The organism is Gemmatimonadota bacterium, from assembly GCA_040388535.1.
Taxonomy (GTDB): Bacteria; Gemmatimonadota; Gemmatimonadetes; order Gemmatimonadales; family GWC2-71-9; genus Palsa-1233.
Map to the genome: position 1 here is coordinate 920,430 of JAZKBR010000002.1, position 18,440 is coordinate 938,869.

Annotated in this window: 19 protein-coding genes; all 19 read left to right on the forward strand. The window is 67.4% G+C overall.

Features of this window, described 5'->3' with window-relative positions:
- Nucleotide 1 precedes the first annotated feature (1 nt).
- The 19 genes from fliF to V4558_07730 all read left to right on the forward strand — a co-directional run bounded on the left by fliF (nucleotide 2) and on the right by V4558_07730 (nucleotide 18,440).
- Complete coding sequence (gene fliF / locus V4558_07640) at nucleotides 2-1,453, forward strand: flagellar basal-body MS-ring/collar protein FliF (GenBank protein MES2305363.1); 1,452 nt, start codon at nucleotides 2-4, stop codon at nucleotides 1,451-1,453.
- Nucleotides 1,450-2,481 carry a flagellar motor switch protein FliG gene (fliG, locus tag V4558_07645; GenBank protein ID MES2305364.1) on the forward strand — a complete coding sequence of 344 codons (1,032 nt, stop codon included), beginning with the start codon at nucleotides 1,450-1,452 and terminating at the stop codon, nucleotides 2,479-2,481. Before fliF ends, fliG begins: the two co-directional genes overlap by 4 nt.
- Complete coding sequence (locus V4558_07650; GenBank protein MES2305365.1) at nucleotides 2,465-3,067, forward strand: FliH/SctL family protein; 603 nt, start codon at nucleotides 2,465-2,467, stop codon at nucleotides 3,065-3,067. The genes fliG and V4558_07650 overlap by 17 nt, the downstream gene beginning before the upstream one ends.
- The gene (locus tag V4558_07655) at nucleotides 3,060-4,406 is read left to right on the forward strand and encodes a FliI/YscN family ATPase (protein ID MES2305366.1); all 1,347 of its coding nucleotides are present in this window, start codon (nucleotides 3,060-3,062) and stop codon (nucleotides 4,404-4,406) included. Before V4558_07650 ends, V4558_07655 begins: the two co-directional genes overlap by 8 nt.
- A complete protein-coding gene (locus V4558_07660; protein MES2305367.1) occupies nucleotides 4,403-4,855 on the forward strand; it encodes a hypothetical protein in 453 nt (150 codons plus the stop codon). Before V4558_07655 ends, V4558_07660 begins: the two co-directional genes overlap by 4 nt.
- Nucleotides 4,852-5,394 (forward strand): hypothetical protein, encoded by a 543-nt coding sequence (locus V4558_07665; protein MES2305368.1) that lies wholly within the window; start codon nucleotides 4,852-4,854, stop codon nucleotides 5,392-5,394. Before V4558_07660 ends, V4558_07665 begins: the two co-directional genes overlap by 4 nt.
- Nucleotides 5,391-7,187, forward strand: coding sequence for a flagellar hook-length control protein FliK (locus V4558_07670; protein ID MES2305369.1), 1,797 nt, complete (start codon nucleotides 5,391-5,393; stop codon nucleotides 7,185-7,187). Before V4558_07665 ends, V4558_07670 begins: the two co-directional genes overlap by 4 nt.
- Nucleotides 7,184-7,909 (forward strand): flagellar hook capping FlgD N-terminal domain-containing protein, encoded by a 726-nt coding sequence (locus V4558_07675; protein ID MES2305370.1) that lies wholly within the window; start codon nucleotides 7,184-7,186, stop codon nucleotides 7,907-7,909. Before V4558_07670 ends, V4558_07675 begins: the two co-directional genes overlap by 4 nt.
- Entirely contained in the window at nucleotides 7,906-9,156 is a 1,251-nt protein-coding gene (locus V4558_07680) for a flagellar hook protein FlgE (GenBank protein MES2305371.1), read from the forward strand. Before V4558_07675 ends, V4558_07680 begins: the two co-directional genes overlap by 4 nt.
- Before the next feature lie 254 nt (nucleotides 9,157-9,410).
- The gene (locus V4558_07685) at nucleotides 9,411-9,929 is read left to right on the forward strand and encodes a flagellar basal body-associated FliL family protein (protein ID MES2305372.1); all 519 of its coding nucleotides are present in this window, start codon (nucleotides 9,411-9,413) and stop codon (nucleotides 9,927-9,929) included.
- Between the two features lie 8 nt (nucleotides 9,930-9,937).
- Nucleotides 9,938-10,933, forward strand: coding sequence for a FliM/FliN family flagellar motor switch protein (locus V4558_07690; GenBank protein ID MES2305373.1), 996 nt, complete (start codon nucleotides 9,938-9,940; stop codon nucleotides 10,931-10,933).
- The gene (fliN, locus tag V4558_07695) at nucleotides 10,930-11,295 is read left to right on the forward strand and encodes a flagellar motor switch protein FliN (GenBank protein ID MES2305374.1); all 366 of its coding nucleotides are present in this window, start codon (nucleotides 10,930-10,932) and stop codon (nucleotides 11,293-11,295) included. Before V4558_07690 ends, fliN begins: the two co-directional genes overlap by 4 nt.
- A gap of 3 nt (nucleotides 11,296-11,298) precedes the next feature.
- Nucleotides 11,299-12,420 carry a flagellar type III secretion system pore protein FliP gene (fliP, locus tag V4558_07700; GenBank protein ID MES2305375.1) on the forward strand — a complete coding sequence of 374 codons (1,122 nt, stop codon included), beginning with the start codon at nucleotides 11,299-11,301 and terminating at the stop codon, nucleotides 12,418-12,420.
- A gap of 4 nt (nucleotides 12,421-12,424) precedes the next feature.
- Nucleotides 12,425-12,694, forward strand: coding sequence for a flagellar biosynthetic protein FliQ (locus V4558_07705; protein MES2305376.1), 270 nt, complete (start codon nucleotides 12,425-12,427; stop codon nucleotides 12,692-12,694).
- Nucleotides 12,691-13,494 carry a flagellar biosynthetic protein FliR gene (locus V4558_07710; GenBank protein ID MES2305377.1) on the forward strand — a complete coding sequence of 268 codons (804 nt, stop codon included), beginning with the start codon at nucleotides 12,691-12,693 and terminating at the stop codon, nucleotides 13,492-13,494. The genes V4558_07705 and V4558_07710 overlap by 4 nt, the downstream gene beginning before the upstream one ends.
- Nucleotides 13,495-13,497: 3 nt before the next feature.
- Nucleotides 13,498-14,595, forward strand: a complete 1,098-nt coding sequence (locus V4558_07715) for an EscU/YscU/HrcU family type III secretion system export apparatus switch protein (GenBank protein MES2305378.1) — start codon at nucleotides 13,498-13,500, stop codon at nucleotides 14,593-14,595.
- Nucleotides 14,592-16,760 carry a flagellar biosynthesis protein FlhA gene (gene flhA / locus V4558_07720; GenBank protein MES2305379.1) on the forward strand — a complete coding sequence of 723 codons (2,169 nt, stop codon included), beginning with the start codon at nucleotides 14,592-14,594 and terminating at the stop codon, nucleotides 16,758-16,760. Before V4558_07715 ends, flhA begins: the two co-directional genes overlap by 4 nt.
- A complete protein-coding gene (locus V4558_07725) occupies nucleotides 16,750-17,601 on the forward strand; it encodes a hypothetical protein (protein ID MES2305380.1) in 852 nt (283 codons plus the stop codon). Before flhA ends, V4558_07725 begins: the two co-directional genes overlap by 11 nt.
- Nucleotides 17,598-18,440 carry an AAA family ATPase gene (locus V4558_07730; GenBank protein ID MES2305381.1) on the forward strand — a complete coding sequence of 281 codons (843 nt, stop codon included), beginning with the start codon at nucleotides 17,598-17,600 and terminating at the stop codon, nucleotides 18,438-18,440. Before V4558_07725 ends, V4558_07730 begins: the two co-directional genes overlap by 4 nt.

Sequence of the window (18,440 nt, forward strand, 5' to 3'; positions counted from 1 at the left end):
CGTGCTCGATACCATCCGGATGATGAACCCGAACCGGCGATTCCTGGTCCTCGCGATCATCGTCGGTCTCGTGGCGATGGCGGTCGTTGTCGGTCGTCGCGCGACGGCACCAACGTACGTGACGCTCTTTCGCGAACTCGATCTCGCCGAAGCGGGCAACATCACCGATGCGCTCACCAAGGCGACGATTCCGTTCCGGCTGTCGTCCGGCGGCGCCGAAATCGACGTGCCTGAGGCCGATGCGGCACGGGCGCGGGTGCTCCTCGCGCAGAACGGCCTTCCGGCCAACGGGCGGCCCGGGCTCGAGCTCTTCGACAAGCCCTCGTGGGGGATGACCGACTTCACCCAGCACGTGACCTATCGTCGGGCGCTCGAGGGAGAACTCGCTCGCACCATCGGCACCCTGAAGGGTGTTCAGCGTGCCCAGGTGCATCTCGCCCTGCCGGAGGCTTCGCCGCTCCGTCGTCAGGAGAAGTCGGCCGAGGCCGCAGTGGTCGTGTCGCTCCGCCCGAACCAGTCGCTCGATGCGTCGCAGGTCCGCGGTATCAGTCAGCTCGTGAGCAGCAGCGTCGAAGGGATGACGCCCGACCACGTCTCGGTCATCGATGACACTGGCCGGCCGCTCTCGAGCAACAACGCCGACGAGACCGATGTCGGACTGTCGTCGCACCAGCTCGAATTGCAGCAAAGTGTCGAGAAGCATTTCGCGTCAAAGGTGGAGCAGCTGTTGAGTACGGCCGTCGGCGCGGCGGAAGTCCGGGTACAGGTCGCGGCGCGACTCAACTTCGATCAGGTCGACCGCACCGTCGAGGAGTACGACCCGAAGGGTCAGGTGCTCACGCACGAGGCACGCAGCAGCGGCGGTGACTCCGCGACGTCGCAGACCGTGATCAACAACGATTTCGCCAACTCGAAGCGGGTCGAGAAGATCGTCTCGCAGGTCGGCAACGTCACCCGGCTCACCGTCTCGGCGATGGTCAACAGCCGGGCGCTCGGCACCGAGGGTGCGGTTCAGGATGCCCAGCGCGCCCAGCTCGAACGACTCATTCGTGACGCGGTCGGTGCCGATTCCGCACGCGGCGATCGCATCTCGGTCGTCGCCGTCGCATTCAGCGAGCCACCAACGGTCATCGCCGCCAAGGGCGATACTCCGACGATTCCCAACAAGAGCGTCGAACTGGTGAGCAAGCTCGGCACGCCACTGGCCGCCCTGCTCGCCGTGATTGCAGCATTCGTGCTGGCCTGGCGTGCGCTGTCGTCGGGGCGACGCGCCCTCGCCGCGCTGCCGCGTGGTCAGCAGCAGAACGAACTCGAGGCGATCCCGGCGCCAAGCAAGGCCGTAGTCCCGACGCCGGAGAACATCCAGCTGCGCAATCGCGTCCAGGCCGAATCGCTGAGTCAGCCTGAAGCCGCTGCACGGGTGATCCGTGCCTGGCTGGCGGACGCCGCGTGAGCGCGATCGCCGCTCGGCCGCCACGCGCTGCCGCCCTCGATGGCGTGCAGAAGGCGGCCATCCTCTGCATGGCGCTCGGCGCCGAGGCCTCGGCCCGCATTCTCCAGCAGCTGGGGACCGAAGAGGTTGAAGTGGTTTCGCGGGCGATTGCTGAAACGCCCACCGTGCGTTCCGAACTCGTCGACTCGGTGCTGTCGGAGTATCACGACGTCCTGCGGGCGGTCGAATCGATCGCGCAGGGCGGCGTTGACTATGCCCGCCAGATTCTCGAGACGGCCCTCGGACCACAGCGGGCCAAGTCGGTGCTCGAGAAGATCCAGGAGCAGATGGTCGAGACCGGTCTCACGCGCCTGAAGAAGGCGGCGCCGGAGGTGCTCAACAGCGTGCTGCGCGGCGAGCATCCCCAGACCATCGCCCTGGTGCTGGCGCATCTCGACCCGAAGCTCGCCGCCGGCGTCATCGAAGCGATGGGGCACGACGTCTCGGGTGATGTGCTCTACCGGATCGCACGGATGGAGAAGGTCTCTCCGGAAGTGCTGCAACTGGTCGAAGCCGGACTTGGTGCTCGCTCCGACCTCACCTTGTCGCAGGAAATGACGGCATCGGGTGGCCCGGCCGCCGTCGCGAAGGTGCTGAACCAGCTGCCTGGTGGCACCGAGAAGATCCTGCTCGACGCCATCTCCACGCGGGGCAATTCGGTCGCCGACGACATCCGCGCGCTGATGTTCGTCTTCGAGGACCTGCGCCTCCTCGATGGTCGCTCGATGCAGCGCCTGCTGCGCGACATCGAAGGGAAGCAACTCGCCATCGCCCTCAAGGCCGCAAGCGAAGAGCTCAAGGAGCACATCCTCAAGAACATGTCGGAGCGCGCGTCGAGCGCCCTGATGGAAGAGATGGAACTGGTCGGCCCGGTGAAGGTGAAGGATGTCGAGGCCGCGCACGGCGAGATCGTCAAGATCGCGCGCGCGCTCCAGGAACAGGGCGAGATCGTGGTCGAGCGGGCCAGCGACGATGAATTCATTGTCTGAGTCGCCGGTGCGCCACGGCGTGCGCGAGTGGCTCCCACCCGACCTGCGGATGGTCGCGGTGCCTGGGGTCGACGGCCAGGTGCCGTCGGGTCCTACGCCCGAGGAGGCGGCATACGCGCGCGGCTGGATGGAAGGCCAGGCAGCGTTCGCCGAGACCTCGGGTCGCGAACTCGATGCGACCATCGGCGCCTGTCGCGCCGCGATGCGTGCGCTCGAGGACGCGTCGTCCGGTTTGCGCACCGAACTCGCCAGTACGGTGCACACGCTCTCGCTCGCGATTGCGCGCCACCTGCTCGATCGCGAGTTCGCCGCCGACCCCGAGCAGATCCATCGTCTCGTCACCAAGGCCCTGACCCTCGCGCCCGTCTCCGGCTCGGTCACTGTACGCCTCCACCCCGATGACCTCGCGGCGTTGCAGGCGATCGGTGGACTCGATGAGCTGACGCCGACGGCAGTCGACCTGCGCTGGATTGGCGACGCGACCCTGGTGCGCGGTGGCTGCGTCGTCGAAGCCCCGACCTCCATCATCGATGGCCGGATCGATCGCGCGCTGCTCGACCTCTACGAGCGACTCGGTCATGAATAGCAGCGCACTCCTCGAGACCGCGCTCTCTCGCATCTCCGGCGTCGAGCGCCTCGCTGCGTTCGGCCGGGTGACGCGGGTCGTGGGGCAGGTCGTCGAGGCGTCATCGCTGCCAGTCGCGGTCGGTGAAGTCTGCCGGCTCACCACCGCGTCGCGCAGTGTGCTCGCCGTCGTCGCCGGGTTTCACGAGCGCGGCGTGATGCTGCTTCCCGTGGGCGAGATCGAAGGGATCCAGCCCGGCACGATGGTGGCACCGCTCGGTCGTCCGCTCTATGTGCCGGTCGGCGAAGGGCTGATTGGTCGGGTGCTCGATGGACTCGGTCGTCCGATTGACGGACTCGGTCCAGTGGGGCCCACGGTCTTGCGCTCGCTGCTTGCCGATCCACCGAATCCGCTCTCGCGTCCGCCGGTCACGCAGCCGTTCACGACCGGCGTTCGCGCCCTCGACGGACTGCACACCTTCGGCCGCGGCCAGCGCGTCGGCATCATGGCGGGCAGCGGCGTCGGCAAGAGCGTCCTGCTCGGCATGATTGCGCGTGGCGCATCCTCGGACGTCAACGTGATCGCGCTGCTTGGCGAGCGAGGTCGCGAAGTTCGCGAATTCATCGAACGGGACCTCGGCCCCGAAGGACTCGCCCGCTCGGTCGTCGTGGTGGCCACCAGCGACCAGTCGGCCGTCGTGCGTGCCACGGGCGCACTCGTTGCGACCACGATCGCCGAGCACTTCCGTGATCAGGGCAGCGATGTGCTGCTGTTGATGGACTCGGTGACCCGAGTGGCAATGGCGTGGCGCGAGGTCGGGCTCTCGGTCGGAGAACCGCCAACGACGAAGGGCTATCCGCCCTCGGTCTTCGCGCAGCTGCCGCGGTTGCTCGAGCGTGCCGGTACCGGTGCGCGCGGCTCCATTACCGGCCTCTACACCGTGCTCGTCGAAGGCGATGACTTCAACGAACCCGTTGCCGACTCGACCCGCTCGATCCTCGACGGTCACGTCGTGCTCGCGCGACGACTCGCTGCCGCCAAACGATTCCCCGCGATCGACATCCTCGACTCGGTATCGCGCGTGCGCGACGCTGTCGCCGATGCCGAGCATCGTCAGGCCGCCGATATCCTGGTTCGCCTCGAAGCCGCCTACCGCGCCAACGAGGACCTGATCGCCGTAGGCGCCTACAAGACCGGCGCCGATCGCACCGTCGACACCGCCGTCATCCTGCGGCCCGAGATTCTCGCCCTGCTGCAACAGCGTCCCGAAGAGGACAGCACGTTTGCCGCGACACGGATGGCCATCATCGCGCTCGCCCTGCGCGCCATCGAGCTTGAGAAAGGAGTGCCCGCCAAATGAAGCGATTCAACTTTCGTCTCGACCGGGTACTGGAACTGCGCGAAGCAGCCGAGCGACTGCAGGCCGGCGTCCTCGGTCGCGCCAATGAGATCGCCGCCGAGCGGCAGCGCGAATCCGATGCGAGCGCCTCGCAACTCGAAATCGTGCAGACCCAGGCCGGCCAGACCGGGGACGTGCCCACGGCCGCCGGGCTGCGGGCCGCGATCGGAATGACGATGCAGGCGGCTCAGGCGCAGTTGGAACTGAACGAGGCTGCCCTGCTGGAAGCGCAGCAGCAGCATGCCGAAGAGATGGCACGATTTTCCGAGGCCCGCATGGCCCGGCGCACGATCGAGCGGCTCAAGGAACAGCGCGCGGCCGATTGGGTCGAAGCGGCGAACCGGGCCGAACAGGGTGACATCGACGAGATCGCCCAGCGTCACACGGCTCGTGGAGGGCCGCCGAAATGAAAGTTGTTGTGATGGCTCCGATTGCCTTCGTGATCGGCCTCGCGGGCGCCACCTTCGCGATGAAGAAGTCGCCCGCGGTGCCGCCGGCTGCAATCACCGCAGACTCGACCCATACGGCGGGCGATTCCACCGCCAAGCTGCCCTCCGCAGCCGGCACCAAGGTGGACAGTCAGGCCGCGCCGCACGACTCGGTGAGTATCCCTGCAGGCGACAGCGCGAGTGCGCCGGCGGCGAAGCAGCCCGGTAGTCACCCGATCCCGCTTCCCGTTGCCACCAAGGCGACACCACCGCCGACCACGCCGGCGTCGGCGCCAGCGGCATCACCGGCAGGTCCGGACTACCCGCGACTTGCCGGGATCCTCGGCAAGCTGACCGCGTCCGAGGCCGCCCCGCTGCTCGAACACTTCAGCGATGCCGAAGTGGAAGGCGTGCTGCGCAGGATGGATGTCACCCGGGTTGCCGGTCTGCTCGCCGCGTTGCCGAAAGAGCGCAGCGCCGTACTCGGCAAGCGCCTGTTGCTTGGTGGCACCCCCAAGTGAACGCACTCGACGTGCTCGTTGCACCTCGCGCGCTGGCGACAGCGCAGGGGGCTGAAGAAGCCGCTCCCGGGAGCGACGCCGATGCCACGGCCGGCGCCTTCATCGCGTTGTTGAATGCGATGCTCGGCGCGAAGCCCCTGATCGAGGCGAAACCGGCCACCCTGTTGCCGACGTCACTCGTCGAAGGCGAGCATTCGGCCGATGGCCCAACAGCGGAAGGCGAAGGCTCGACTGACTCCGCCGCAGCGGACGGACAAACGACTCTGTCCGTTAGCGGCAGCGCGCTGGTGACCGACGGCGAGTTGGTGGGCATCGCCCGAGCGGCACTGGAGTCGGGCAAGCGTGGTGCGACCCACGGCAAGGCGGCGGCCCATTCGAAGGGCTCGCGGTTGCTGGCGACGATCCCGTTGGTGAAGTCCGGACGTGGCGAAGCTGCGAAAGCCACCCCCGCGGAACCGGCCGCGACGCGCCAAGGCGGAAGCGCTGATGAGTCGTCGCAGGTGCCGTCGCTGGCAGCCCAGGATCCATCGACCGTGGACGCCGGAGCAACGAACCCCGGCGCCGTTGCGGCTGCAGCTGCTGCCGCGATTGTCATCGAAGCTCTGACCTCGACGGCGAACACGGAAGCGCCACGCGCGGCGGCCCCGGCTCCGGTGCCAATGCCGCTGCCACCCGCGACATCTCCGTCACCCGCCGCGGCGGCACCCGGCACAGTCGGTGAATCGGCGCTGGTGCAGGCGGTGACGGAATTGCTTGAAGGGTTGACCGCACCCGCTACGCCAGCAATCGATCCTGCCCTGGTGGACATTCCGGTGCACGCCGCCGACGCGAGTCCGACTGCAGCGAAGGCGAGTGCGGCAGTGCTCCCTGCTGGCGTGGTGGTTACTGCCCTGGATGTCGCGGTGGAGCAACCGGCGGTTACTACGCCAATCCGCGGCGAGAGCTCCCGGCGCGAGACCGCCGATCAGGCCGAGAGCGCCACAGGCAGTGATATCGGCACCACGGCGCCATCGCGCGCCGCCACGCCGGTGGTTGCCACCCTCGCCACAGCTGCGGGAGCATCACCGTCACGCGAAGCGTCAACTCGTACACCGCTGGCCGCGCGCCCGCTGCACGACCCGGCACCGGTCGCATCGACGACCGACCGGTCGAGCGACGAGATGGTGACCGGGGCGATTGCCCCGGAGGCCCAGGCAGGCGAGCACGAGTCATCGAGCAGTGAACACGGCAATGCCCAGCGGGAACGTGCTGCTCGACACACGCCCGCCGCGGAGCGCTCGGTGAGCTGGTCGTCAAGCGCCGGCGTAGTGAACACTGCTTCGGCAGACGACAGCACCACGGTCACGAAGGAAGTGGCTGGCACGCGCCTCCCTGACGAGGCGCCGAAGACGGCCCAACCCACCAGCCACGTCACGCTTCAGCTCGACAAGGAGACCCTCGGAGCTTCGCGGATTCGCGTCGCCGTCCGTGGTGATACCGTGCGCGCGACGATCCTCGCCGAAGATGGCAAGGCTGCCGCACTGACCGCGCAACTTCCCGAATTGCGGCGCGCGCTCGAAGAGCGCGGCTTCACTCAGGCGCGCGTGACGATCCAGGTCGAAGGGCAACAGGAACACCAGGGGAATGTCATCGCTGGTGCGATGACCGATGATCTGCGGGCGAAGCCCGCGGCATCTGCGCGTGCCGACCAGGGGCGCGACGAACAGCAACCACGTGGTGGACGCCGTCAGGATCCTGACGGAGACCGCCCGCGCGACCGGCGACGCCAGGCGCCAGACGAGGAGACCGAATGACCGCGCCGATTGGCAACACCACGTCCACCGACACCACGACGCCGAGCTCTGTCATCGGCAAGAGCGCCGTGATGGGGAAGGACGATTTCCTGAAGCTGCTTGTCACGCAGCTCAAGAATCAGGACCCGATGAACCCGCTGCAGGGAACGGAATACGCCACCCAGCTGGCGCAGTTCTCGAGCGTCGAGCAGCTGATCCAGATCGGGAAGCAGCTCGATTCACAGGCCGCATCGCAGGCTGCGGCGCAGTCGCTCGCAGCGGCCACCGCGTCGACCTCACTTGGTGCCGCGATTATCGGCCACGACGTGCTGGTCGCCGGTTCGGACTTCACCGCGACCAAGGGGAGCCCGTCGGAGGTCATGGCCGAGTTCGCATCGCCGGCGGCGAAGGCCACCGTGCACGTGCTCGACGCCAAGGGGAACGAAGTCTATCGTCAGGAGTTTGCTGACCTGGGGAAGGGGCGGCAGACCCTCACCCTCGACACCGATGCGCTGCCGACCGGGGCCTACACGTTCAAGGTCGAGGCAACCACCGCGGATAATGTCGCGGTCAAGACGGGCACCTACACGCGCGGTACCGTCAGCGGGATGGCATTCACCGATGGCGATCTGCAGCTGCGCGTCAACGGTGTCCTCATCCCCATGAAGAACATTCTCGAAGTTCTACCTATCGCGCCGATCTCGGTTGCGACCAACTCCAGCTCGGAGCAGACCACACCATGATGCGTTCCCTTTTCGCCGGCGTGTCCGGGTTGCGCAACCACCAGGCGCGGCTCGACGTCATCGGCAACAACATCGCGAACGTGAACACGGTGGCCTTCAAGGCCTCTCGCGTCACCTTCAAGGAAGCCTTCGCCCAGCTGCTCCAGGGGGCCTCGCGTCCGCCGGGCGGGCTTGGCGGCGTCAACCCGATCCAGATCGGCTCGGGCATGAACATCGGCTCGATCGACCAGCTCTTCACGCAGGGCACGCTCGAGTCCACCGGTCAGGACACCGACCTCGCGATCCAGGGCGACGGCCTCTTCGTGGTGAGCAACGGAGCGCGGCGCTTCTACACCCGTGCCGGCAACTTCCAGCTCGATGGCGGCGGACGCCTCATCGCGGCCAACAACGGCTTCGTGGTCCAGGGCATCAACGCCGACACGTCGGGCACCTTCTCGACCTCGTCGCGGATCAGCGGGATCGTGCTGCCGCTCGGCCAGAAGACACCAGCGCGCGCCACGTCGGTCATCGGCATCACCGGCAACCTCGATGCCGGTGCCGCTGTCGGGGCGACGCACGCGATGGGCGTGACGGTGTATGACAGCGCCGGTGCGCCGCACTCGCTCGACATCACCTTCACCAACACGGCACCTGGCGCGTGGAACTGGGCGGCAACCTGTCCGGATGCTGCCGTCACGGCAGGCTCGGGCACGGCGACGTTCAACTCCAACGGTGCGCTCTCGGCCTTCACCTATCCGGGCGGTGGCACCGCGCTGACGATCACCCCGGCGGGCGGCGGCGCGGCATTCGACGTCACTCTCGAAGCCGGGACCATCAACGACATCGACGGCCTCGCCGGTTTCGCGAACCCGTCGAACGCCGTGGTTTCGCGCCAGGACGGCTACTCGTCAGGCGACCTCGAGCACATTTCGGTCGACTCCAACGGCGTGATCACCGGCTTCTTCACCAACGGTGTCTCGCAGGCGCTGGCCCAGATCGCGCTGGCCAAGTTCAACAACCCCAGCGGCCTGCTGCGTCAGGGTGACAACATGTACGCCGAGTCGGCGAACTCCGGTCTGGCCGTGCTCGGCTTCGCTGGCAGCAGCAACAGCTCGACGATCACGCCGGGTGCGCTCGAGAACTCGAACGTCGACCTCTCGGAAGAGTTCACCTCGATGATCATCACCCAGCGTGGCTTCCAGGCCAACGCCCGGGTCATCACCACCTCGGACGAGATGCTGAACGAGCTGGTGAACCTCAAGCGTTAAGGCAGGGCGAGGGGCCATCGAGGGGCGGTCGTGGCGAGTCCACGGCCGCCCCTTGGCACATCCGGCCGCCCCCGGCAACTCTCGCCGCCGGGGCGGCAAGCTCTTCCCGGCGGCCCCAGGGCGGGCCGCCAACCCGAAATTTCCATTTCGGTTAACTCCTTGGAATAAAACAACTTACCCTCGGCGATTCGCTGTGGTACAACGGTTGCCTAAGAGGCTATCGAACAGCCGTCAGAATCGTCCGAGGAGAGTCCATGGCCGCACCAGTGACCGACCCGAATGCGCCCGTTGCCGAGGCCCCCGAAGGGGGTGGTGGCAAGAAGGCGCTCGTCCCGATCCTCATCACCGTTGCTGCTCTGCTGGTCGGGGCAGGGATTGGCGGTTTCGTGGTGGCGCCCCGGCTGAGCGGACCGGCGGCCAGTGCCGAAGGGAAGGACGCCAAGCACGAAAAGAAGGGCGGGGCGGAAGGTGCGGCGCCCAAGCTGGTCAAGCTCGAAAACGTGATCGTGAACCCGGCCGATGCCCAGGGGCAGCGGTTCCTGGTCGCCTCGCTCGCCTTCGAGATGCCGAACGAGGAAGCCGAGAAGAAGCTCCGCGAATCCGACATCCAGTTCCGGGATGCCGTGATCGGGGTGCTCGAGCGCAAGACGCTCGGCTGGCTGATGCAGGTCGGTGCCCGCGACTCGCTCCGCCGTGAACTCGCCATCGTTGCGGCGCCGTTCGTGGGTGGCGATACGGTGAAGGTCTACGTCCCGCAGTTCCTGATCCAGTAGGAGCTGACATGGACGCCACCAACCAGAAGGATGTCGACTCCCTGCTGCGCGGCGCACCACGCGCCAATGCCCGGCCAGTGGATGTCGTCCCCTACAACTTCCGCCGGCCGCCGCGCATCTCGCGCGAACGGCAGGCCACGCTCGATGCGATCTACGGCCGCTTCGCGCTCTCGCTGCAGTCGCTGCTCTCATCGCGGCTGCGCCAGCCGACCGACGTCACCGTCGTCTCGGTCGAGCAGGCCACCTTCGCTGAATTCCTGATGTCGCTCGGCTCGCCCTGCGCTTCCTACGTCTACGATCTCGGCGAACACGCGGGCGCGCAGGCGGTGGTCGACCTCGATCCCGAGCTGGCGCCGCACTTCGTCGACCGGCTCTTCGGCGGCCCGGGCGAGAAGTGGGGAACCCAGCGCCCGCTCACGGCCCTCGAGCAGCTGGTGGTCGGCAACGTCACCGAGCGGCTGATGCTGCTGCTCGCGGAATCGTTCGGAGAAAATCTCAAGCTCGAGCCGACGCAGGTCTCGTTCGAGTCGATTCCCGAGACGCTGCAGATCGCCAACCGTGAAGACAACGTCCTCGTCGGCAACCTCGAAGTGAAGAGTGGTGCGACGTCGGGCCTGCTCACGATCTGCATTCCGCTGATCGCGCTCGAGAATTTCCTGCAGGAAAAGGCCGGCCCCGTGCTCCATGTCACGCGCGCTCGTCGTGAAGATCGCGATCAGGCGCGCACGCTGGTCGAGGGGCATGTTCGCGCCGCGCGTGTCCCGGTCGCGGCCCGGCTCACGGAGTTCCCCCTTGCGGCCCTCGAAGTCGCCACCCTGCGCGAGGGCCAGGTCATCTCTACCGGTCTGCCGCTCCACGGCGACGTGGATGTCTTCGTCAACGGTCGGCGGCTCTTCGTGGGCTCGCTCGGCCGGCAGCAGGGCTACATCGGACTTCGCATTACCGAACCCGCCGAAGCACTCGGCGAGGTGACTCGTACTTCACGCAGGAGACCCTCGGCATGACCGCACCTTCTTCGCAGACCGATTCCGCCGGCAACTCCCCCGAGTTCGATGAACTTGGTCAGGGCGTCAATCCGGCAACGTCGGCACGTCTCGACACCCTGCTCGACATGATGCTGCCGGTGGCCATCGAATTCGGCCGCACCACGATGTCGATCCAGGAAGTGCTCGATCTTGGGCCAGGGTCAGTGGTGCAGCTCGACCGGATGGTTGGCGAGCCGATCGACATCTACGTCAGCGGTCGCCGCCTCGCCGAAGGAGAAGTGGTGGTCGTCGGCGAGCATTTCGGAGTCCGCGTGACGAAGGTGCTGGCGCAGCCGCGTGACGCGGCGAACCGTGCCGCCAACGGCAACGGGAGTCGCTGATTCATGCTGGGAGCTTTTGCCGCCCTGCTGGTCACGATCGGCGTCCTCGTGGTGACGTTGCGCCTGCTGGGTCGTTTGCAGGGAGTCACGCCTCGCAGCGATCGGGGCGCGCCGATGCGCGTGCTGCAGCGCGTCTCGACCGGGCCACGGCAGGGCGTCGTGATGCTGCGGGTGGCCGATCGAGTACTGATTGTCGGGGTGGGCGATGGCCACACGTTGCTGGGTGAGCTTGAGGGCGAAGCTCGTGCCGAGATGCTCGCGGCCGAGCGCACCGCCGCGCCGGCGTCGAAAGGACCGCGGATTCCGGGTCTGGGCTGGCTCGGCCTGATGCTCGCGCTGGTCGCGATGCCGTCGCTCGCGTCTGCGCAGGTGATCACGGCACCGAAGCCGGTCGCCACGAAGAACGCCACAGTGACGGCTCCGGTGAAGCCGACGGCGGCGAGTCCGAACGCCCCCACGATGGATTTGCGCGTGGGGCAGGGTGGTCAGGAACTCAAGCTTTCCGGTGCGGTCGGCATCGTCGTTCTGATGGGCGCCCTGACGCTGTTGCCGGCGATCTTCATGCTGATGACAGGATTCACGCGGATCCTGATCGTCCTCTCTTTCCTGCGGTCGGCCCTGGGCACCCAGAGTGCGCCGCCGACGCAGTTGCTGGTGGCCATCGCGATCATTCTCACTGGCGTGGTGATGCAGCCCACGCTCACCGAGGCGAACACGGCCGCCCTGCAGCCCTATCTCCGTGGCGAAATCGGTCAGGTCCAGGCGTACGAAGCCGCGATCGTGCCGCTGCGCAAGTTCATGCTCGCCAACACGCGTGAGCGCGATCTCACCGTGTTCACGCAGATGACCGGCAGCGACAGCGCGAAGACCATCGACGAAGTCCCCACGATGACGGTGGTCTCGGCGTTCGTGACCAGCGAGCTGCGGACCGCGTTCCAGATGGGCTTCGTGATCTTCCTGCCGTTCCTCGTGATCGATCTCATTGTGGCGTCGGTGCTGATGAGCCTCGGCATGTTCATGCTCCCGCCGGTGATGGTCTCGCTGCCGTTCAAGCTGCTGCTCTTCGTGCTCGCCGATGGCTGGGCACTGGTGATGCAGAACCTCGTCGCCTCCTTCCGGGTCTGACGCCATGACGCCTGTACTCGCCGCCGACCTGCTGCAGCGCACCCTCACGATGGTGCTGACCCTGGCCGGACCGCTGCTGCTCGCCGCCCTTGTGGTCGGCGTGCTGATCTCGCTGCTGCAGGCCGTGACCCAGGTGCAGGAACAGAGCCTGACCTTCATCCCGAAGTTGGTGACCATGGCGGTGGTGTTCGTCGTGGCGCTGCCCTGGATGATGCGCTCGCTGGTGACGTTTGCGGTCGGGATGTTCCAGGCCCTGCCGACGGTCGCCCGATGAATCCGTTGTCGATCCTCGAGACGCTGCAGCCGATCAACTGGCCGACCTTCGCGCTGGTCAGCACGCGCGTGGTCGGCCTGATGGTCGTGGCACCTCTCTGGTCGATGACGGCGATTCCCGCCAAGCTGCGCGGCGCGATGGCGATTGTGGTAACGCTCACCCTGCTGCCGATGTCGCAGCGCGCCGCGCTCTCCGCCGATACGGCCGGGATGGTGGTGCCGATGGTCACCGAGTTCATCCTGGGCATCGCCATCGGTCTGTCGGCCGCGATGTTTCTGCACGGCGTCGCGGTGGCGGCCGAAGTGGTGTCGCTGCAGATGGGACTGTCGCTCGGCGTCGCCCTCGGCGGCATGGCCGATGTCGGTTCGCCCGGCATCGGGCAGCTCGAGGGGCAGTTCACCCTCGCCGTGTATGTCGCCGTTGGCGGACATCTTGCGCTGCTGCACGCGCTCGCCAATTCGCTCCAGTCGATTCCGCCGGGCGCGCCGATCAATCTGGCCGAAGGGGGCCGCGCGCTCGTCGCGATGGCTGGCAGCATCTTCACGGTCGCGGTGCAGGTCGCCGCACCGATGATGGTCGCGCTGCTGGTGACCAACCTCGCGCTCGCCGTACTCAACCGCGCGGTGCCGCAACTCAACACGATGATGGTCGCCGTGCCGGTCACGGTCGCGGTCGGCTTCATCGCGCTAGGTGCCACCCTGCCGTACGCCGCCTCGCTGCTCGGCGGCTGGGCTGGTTCGGTGGGTCGCAATGCCGATCAGCTGGTCCAGGCGTTTACCCCTGTCCTGGCGAGGCCGTGATCCATGGCTGAAGAACAGGGACAGGAAAAGACTGAACTCCCGACCGCACGGCGCCTCGATCAGGCGCACGATGATGGTCAGGTCCCACGCAGCCAGGAGCTCTCGGCCGCGATCATCGTGCTTTCCGGCGCGGCGGCCCTCGCGGCCTTCGCCGGCAGCTCGATCGGCAATGGTGTCACGGGTGTCCTGCGCTACTCGACCTCGTGGCTTTCGGCCGAACCGTTCACCGAAGCCGGTGCCACTACGCTGATTCGCGACGTGACGCGCGCGACGATGTTCGCCGTGCTGCCGTTCTTCGCCGCGATCGCCATCCCGGCGCTGGTGATCAACGCGATCCAGGGACGCGGCGTGCTCTCGCTCAAGCCGCTTGCGCCCGACTTCTCGCGCGTCTCGCCGATGAAGGGGCTCGGCCGCCTGCTCAGCGTGCAGTCGCTCTTCACGCTCTTCAAGGCGATTGCCAAGCTGGTCATTCTCGCTTCGATCACCTGGATGGCACTGACCTCGGCGTGGCCGATGATCACCGGGCTCTCCGGCGCCGAGGCACCTGCCGTGCTCCAGGTGGCACGGTCGGTGACCACGCGTCTGGTGCTCTTCGCCGGCCTCGGCTTCCTCGCCTTGTCGGGCGCGGACTATGGCTTCGCGATCTACCAGCACGGCAAGCAGCTGAAGATGACGCGCCAGGAAGTGATCCAGGAGCATCGCGAGAGCGAGGGCGACCCGCAGATCAAGAGCCGGATGCGCGGCATTGCGCAGGCGCTCTCGCGCAAGCGGATGATGGGACGCGTCAAGGAAGCCGACGTGGTGGTGGTCAACCCGACCAACATCGCTGTCGCCATCAAGTACGACGGCGCCTCGTCCTCTGCCCCGATCGTGCTCGCCATGGGTCGTCGCAAGCTGGCCGAGCGGATTCGTGAGCTCGCCAAGGCCGCAAACGTACCGATCGTCCAGAACATTCCGGTGGCCCGCGCACTCATCGCTGGCGCCGAAGTGGGCAAGCCGATTCCGCCGGCACTCTATGCCGCCGTCGCCGAAGTCCTTGCCTTTGTCTACCGGATGCGGGCGAAGCTGCCCCACGGCCTTGATCGCGGGAGGAGCGCGTGACCGCCATCGGTGCCACGTCCGCCACGGGGATTGCCGGCGCGGGTGCCCCGCGCGTCGGGGCCGCTCCGGCCGCCCCGGGCAATTCCAATGCGCCGCGCTCGGTGCGCCGCGGTTTCATCGCGGGCGCCGAGACCTGGCTTGCCATCGGTGTCGTCATCATCGTCGGCCTGCTGGTGGTGCCGCTGCCGCCGATCGTGCTCGACGGGCTGCTCGCGCTGAGTATTGCACTCTCGATTCTTGTGCTGCTGGTGACGCTGGGTACTGGCGACCCGATCGAGTTCTCGTCGTTCCCGAGCGTCCTGCTGCTCCTCACCCTGCTGCGGCTCGGCCTCAACGTCAGCACGACGCGACTCATCCTCGGGCGTGGCTACGCCGGCGAAGTGATCAACGCGTTCGGTCACTTCCTCATCGGCGGAAACTTCGTCGTCGGGCTCGTGATCTTCCTGATTCTGGTCGTCATCAACTTCATGGTGATCACCAAGGGTGCCGGACGCATCGCCGAAGTCGCGGCGCGTTTCACCCTCGACGCGATGCCGGGCAAGCAGATGGCGATCGACGCCGACCTCGGCGCCGGGCTCATCGACGAGAACGAGGCACGTCGTCGCCGCCAGGAAGTCGCCCGCTACGCCGACTTCTACGGCTCGATGGACGGTTCGGCCAAGTTCGTCCGCGGCGATGCCGTGGCGGGGCTCGTGATCACGGCCGTCAATCTGGTCGGCGGCTTCATCATCGGAATGGCGCAACAGGGCCTGAGCGCGAGCGAGTCGCTGGCGACCTACACCTCGCTCACCATCGGTGATGGCCTGGTGACGCAGATCCCGGCGCTCATCGTGAGCACCGCCGCCGGCATCATCATGACGTACGGCAACTCCAGCACCGGGATCGGTTCGGTGGTTGCGGCGCAGGTGATGCACCAGCCGCGCGCCATGGGGATGGCCGCGGTCATCCTTGCGGGTCTCGCAATTCTGCCGGGGCTGCCGGCGCTGCCGTTTCTCACGCTCGCTGGTGTCGCCGGTACCCTCGCGTGGCGCAACCGGGTCAAGGTCTCGACGCTGCCCGAAGCGCAGACTGCCAAGAGCGGCGCTGCCGCGGCGACCGCCGCCGCACCAGCGGCACAGATGAAGGAGTTGCTCCAGGTCGAACCGCTCGAGGTCGAGCTCGGCTACGCCCTGGTGCCGCTCGTCAACGAAGCGCAGGCCGGCGATCTGCTGCAGCGCATCGGTATCATGCGCCGCCAGGTCGCGGTGGAACTGGGCATCATCGTGCCGCCCGCGCGGATCCGCGACAACATCCAGCTCTCACCCACCGAGTATGCCATCAAGCTGCGCGGCGTCCGGGTGGCTGGTGGTGAAGTGATGCCGCGCTACATGCTCGCGCTCGACACTACGGGCACGGCGATGCCGGTCGAAGGGATCCGCACGACCGACCCGACTTTCGGGATGGCCGCGCTCTGGATCACCCCCGATCGGAGCATCGAGGCCGAAGCCGCCGGCTACAGCGTAGTCGAGGCGCCGACCGTGCTCTCGACCCACCTGATGGAGACGATTCGCCGCCACGCCGGCGACCTCCTCTCGCGCCAGGACGTGCGCGAGCTGGTCGATGGCATTCGCGAGATCCATCCGGCACTGGTGGACGACCTCATTCCGAACAAGCTCTCGCTCGGCACGCTGCACCGGGTGTTGCAGCGGCTGCTGCGTGAAGGCCTCCCGGTGCGAGACCTCGTCACCATCCTCGAGACGCTCTCTGATGCGGCCGAACTTACCAAGGATGCCGAGGTCCTGACCGAGCACGTGCGCCGCTCGCTGGCCACGGTGGTCGCCCAGATCTTCGCCGATCCGGATGGCTGTGTCCGCGGCATCACCGTGGGCCCGCGCCTCGAGGCCGCACTGATGCAGTTGCTGACGCCTCGGCCGGTGCGCGAAGGCGGCCCGGCACTCGAACCCGATCAGCTGACGGGCTTGCTGCGGGCCCTCAACGAACTGACCACCGCGGCGCGGCGTGATGGCCGGACGCGACCGCTGATCACGCCGCCGGCACTGCGTGTCGGTGTGCGCCGCCTGGTGGAACCGATTCTTCCCGAACTGCCGGTGATCTCGCTCGGTGAATTGCCGCCGCAGATGCCGGTCCAGAGTCTCGCGATGTGGGAGCTGCCACGTGTCTCTTGAAATTTTCACCGGCGCCTCGGTGCCCGCGCTGCTGTTGCAGGCGCGCGAGGCACTCGGCCCCGACGCGCAGGTGCTGCAGGTGCGATCGCGCAACGGCGCGTTCGAACTGATTGCCTCGAGTGCGGCGCTGGCCACACTGGCGCAGCCCGACTTTGCCGACTTCGGCCGCACGCTCGCGGCCGAACTCACGCCGGCACCCCGGAAGGCCGTCGCAGTGCGCCCCCCGGAGTCTCCGCGTCCCGGCCGCGTCATCGCGGTGGTGGGACCGACCGGTGCCGGCAAGACGACCACGATCGCGAAACTGGCGACCAACCCGCTCGCCTTCGGCGGCCGCAAGGTCGGCCTGCTCGGGCTCGATACCTTCCGCGTCGGCGCGGTCGAGCAACTGTCGACCTACGCCGAGCTGGCGTCGTTGCCGATCGAAGTGGTCTATGCCGAAGGCGAACTGCAGCGCGCGCTGTCGCGACTTGCCGACTGCGAAGTCGTGCTCGTCGATACCCCGGGCCGCGGCCCTCGCCAGCTCGATGACACCGCGCTGGTCGGACGATGGGTCTCGGCCCTCGCGCCGAATGAAGTACACCTCGCACTTCCTGCCGGGCATATGCCGGCGATGACGCGCCGGGTCATGGATGGTTTCCGCTCGTACCACGTGACGCACCTGCTGGCGACCAAGCTCGACGAGTGCCCCGAGGACGCGCGGCTCTTCGACATCGCCGTGGCGGATGGCCGGCCGATGCGCTGGTTCACCGACGGACAGCACGTGCCCCAGGATCTCCGCGACGCGGCGGATCGCATCGCCGGCGCGCGCGAGCGCCGTGATCACCATCGGAGTGCGGCGTGAACGATCAGGCGGCGGGACTTCGCGAGCGCTTCCGCGCCGGCGCGCGCCCGCAGCCGGTTGCGACCACTCCTGCCATCGTGATCGGCAGCGGGAAGGGGGGCGTCGGCAAGTCGCTCACCGCCGTGACCTTCGCCGCTTCGCTCGCCTCCGCTGGCCGCCGCGTGCTGCTCGTCGATGGTGAACAGAATCTCGGCAACCTGCACGTCTTGCTGGGGGTGCATCCCCCGGTCACCCTCACCGCCGTGGTCCGTGACGGCGTCGATCCCGCCGAGATTGTGGTCCCGATCCGGGAGAACCTCTGGCTCCTCCCGGCAGAGTCGGGGGCCGAAGCACTGCACGGGCTGGGCGCCACCGATCGGGCCCGGTTGCAGCGCCAGGTGAGTGGCCTGTTTGCAGACTACGACGTAGTAATCATTGATGCCGGGGCGGGGTACGACAGCGCGGTGCGCTGCGCCTCGTTGCGCGCCGCGCGGCTCGTGCTGGTCACGATGCCGGAGGCAACCGCGCTCACGGACGCCTATGCGCTGCTCAAGATTGTGCACGGTCAGCTCCCCTCGCTGCCTGTGGATGTGATGGTGAACCGGACGCTCGATCCGAGTGAGGGTCCTGCCGCATTCGATCGGCTGGCCGCCGCATCGGCCCGCTTCCTCGGCCGCAACGTGTCCTACCTTGGCGCCATTCCCGAAGACGACGAGATGCGGGCGATTGCCCGCGACCCTCGTCGGCTCCTGAGCCCCGCTTCGGCGGGCATCGCCCTGAGCGAGCTCCACCGAATCGCAACAACGCGCCTCGACCTCCCGCTGCCTGTCCGCGATGAGCGGTCGGCGCCTGACGCCTGA